The sequence below is a fragment of the Falsiroseomonas oryzae genome, from assembly GCF_027856955.1.
In the GTDB taxonomy this organism is placed as follows: Bacteria; Pseudomonadota; Alphaproteobacteria; order Acetobacterales; family Acetobacteraceae; genus Falsiroseomonas; species Falsiroseomonas oryzae.
Genome location: NZ_JAPSMD010000654.1, coordinates 1 through 2,187, shown reverse-complemented (window position 1 = coordinate 2,187; position 2,187 = coordinate 1). Strand labels below are relative to the sequence as shown.

At 73.3% G+C, this 2,187-nt stretch carries 4 protein-coding genes; 3 read left to right on the top strand and 1 reads right to left on the bottom strand.

The features are described 5' to 3' along the window. Nucleotides 1-154: 154 nt before the first annotated feature. The 3 genes from OZN99_RS30175 (at nucleotide 155) to OZN99_RS30165 (ending at nucleotide 1,769) form a co-directional block, all read left to right on the top strand. The gene (locus tag OZN99_RS30175) at nucleotides 155-346 is read left to right on the top strand and encodes a hypothetical protein (protein WP_270938906.1); all 192 of its coding nucleotides are present in this window, start codon (nucleotides 155-157) and stop codon (nucleotides 344-346) included. Between the two features lie 131 nt (nucleotides 347-477). Then, on the top strand, nucleotides 478-1,059 hold the full coding sequence (locus OZN99_RS30170; RefSeq protein ID WP_270938905.1) for a VOC family protein: 582 nt from the start codon (nucleotides 478-480) through the stop codon (nucleotides 1,057-1,059). A gap of 23 nt (nucleotides 1,060-1,082) precedes the next feature. Further along, nucleotides 1,083-1,769, top strand: coding sequence for a glutathione S-transferase family protein (locus OZN99_RS30165; RefSeq protein WP_270938904.1), 687 nt, complete (start codon nucleotides 1,083-1,085; stop codon nucleotides 1,767-1,769). A 4-nt stretch (nucleotides 1,770-1,773) separates the two neighbouring features. On the opposite strand, the gene OZN99_RS30160 is transcribed toward OZN99_RS30165, so the two are convergent. Next, the coding region (locus tag OZN99_RS30160) for an aldolase/citrate lyase family protein (RefSeq protein WP_270938903.1) at nucleotides 1,774-2,187 on the bottom strand (414 nt) is incomplete at its 5' end.

Genomic DNA, 2,187 nt, shown 5'->3' with positions numbered 1-2,187 from the left:
CCGCAACCTGCCGGCCGACGCGGCGAAGCCGTAGCGGGCGAACCTCGCGGCGGCCCGAACCCGGGCCGCCGCGGTCGTGCGGGATGGTCGCAGGCTGCTGGCGTGGCGCGTCCTGCCGTGAGGCGGCGTCGCCCGGCATGGTCGGAGTTGCGCCATGGCGCAGGGCATCCGCATTCCCGGGTCCGGCAACGCGGCGGGGACGGCATCGCCGCCGCGACGGCACGATACGGTGCCCCGGCGACATGCCCGCCGCGGGCGGCGGCCCGGCATCGGCCTGGGCGCGATCCTGGCCGGGACACTGGCCACGCTGGCGCTGCTCGGCCTGATGGCGCTGCTGCACGGATGAGCGTCGGGCATGCGCCGCGGTCGGGCGCGCCGCCCGCGCCGCCGCGCTTCCTGGGAACCGGGCTTCCGATCGCCTGATTCCAGCCGATCGGAACGTGGTCTAGTCTGCGGCTCCGGCATGGGGAGGTCGCGGTGCGGAAGCTGCAGGCGCAGGGCGTGCACCACGTCACGCTGGTCGGCGCGGACCGGCAGACCTCGATCGACTTCTGGGAAGGCGTGCTGGGCATGCCCTTCGTCTTCGAGCAGCCGAACCTGGACAAGGCCAGCGAGAGCCACCTGTATTTCGACCCCGGCGACGGGCGGCTGATCACGGTCTTCACCGACGAGACACGCCGGCCGGACCCGACGCGCACGCCGACCGGGATCGGCTGCGTGCACCACATCGCCTTCGCCGTCTCCCGCGCGACCTTCCTGCAGGCGGCGACGCGGCTCGAGGAGCGCGGCATCCGCCACAGCGGCGTGAAGGACCGCGGCTTCATGGATTCGATCTATTTCGAGGATCCGCTCGGCCTGCTGATCGAGCTGGCGTCCTACCGCTTCGAGCCGCCGACGGGCTGCACCCATGCCGAGGTGCTGTTCGAGGCGCACCGGATCCGCGTGGCGCGCGGCGATCCCAACATCGCCGAGATCCACCTTGCCGACGCGATCGAGGCGCTGGTGGCGCGTCGGCAGGCGTCGCTGTCGGCGGACCGCGCGCCGCGCAATCCGTATTGAGCGACAAGGGAAGGGACCCCGGGATGCTGAAGCTGAGCGTCATCAAGCCGAGCGTGAACAACATGGCGGTGCGCGTCTTCGTGCGCGCCGCCGGCCTGCCCTTCACCGAGGCGGATGCCTACGGCCAGACGCGCAGCGCGGAGTTCATGGCGCGCAACCCGTCCTGCCTGACGCCGATGATCGAGGAGGCGGGGCTGCCGAAGGGCGCGCTGTGGGAGAGCTGCGCCATCATGCAGTACCTCTGCAACCGGCACGGGCTGGCGCGCTTCTACCCGGCCGATCCGGCGCAGCGCGCCATGGTGGACAGCGCGATGTTCTACCTGGTCGGGACCTTCTATCCCTATCTCGCCCGCGCGACCTATCCGCTGCTGGGCTTCCCGCAATATCCCGGCGAGGTCGGCGCCAGCGACGCGGGCGCCGAGGCCAAGGAGGCGGCGCGGCGCGCGGCGCAGGCGGCGCTGGACGCACCACTCGAGGTGTTCCGCGGCTTCTTCCTGGGCGACAGGCCCTTCATCGGCGGCGACCACCCCTCCATCGCCGACATCCGCCTGGCCTGCACGCTGGAGTTCCTGGCGATCACCGACTACGCGCTGCCCGACTGGGCGAAGCGCTACATGGCCGCGATGGAGGCGGCGCTGGGCGCGGCCTATGCCGAGCCGGCGGCGGATGTGCGCGGCTACATCGGCTGGGTGAAGTCGCAGAAGGCGTAGCGCGTCACCCCGGGGCGCGCGCCAGCACCCGCTGCGCGGCGCGCGCCACCGGCGCGTCCACCATCTTGCCGTCCACCACGCAGACGCCGCCGGCGGCGGCCGCCATCGCGTCCAGGATGCGGCGGGCGCGGGCGATCTCCTCGGCCGTGGGCGTCAGCACGCGCTGGATCGTCGCGACCTGGCGCGGATGGATGGCGAGCTTGGCGGTGAAGCCGAGCGCCTGGACGCGGCGCGTCTCCGCCGCCAGCGCCGCATCGTCGTCGAGTGCCAGGAAGGGCACGTCCACCACGGCACGGCCGGCGCGGGCGGCGGCGGCGACGAGCGCGGCGCGGTGCGGCAGCAGCGGCTCCCACGCGAAGGCGCAGCCGAGATCGGCGGCGAGATCCACGCCGCCGAAGGCGAGCGCGACGCAGCCGGG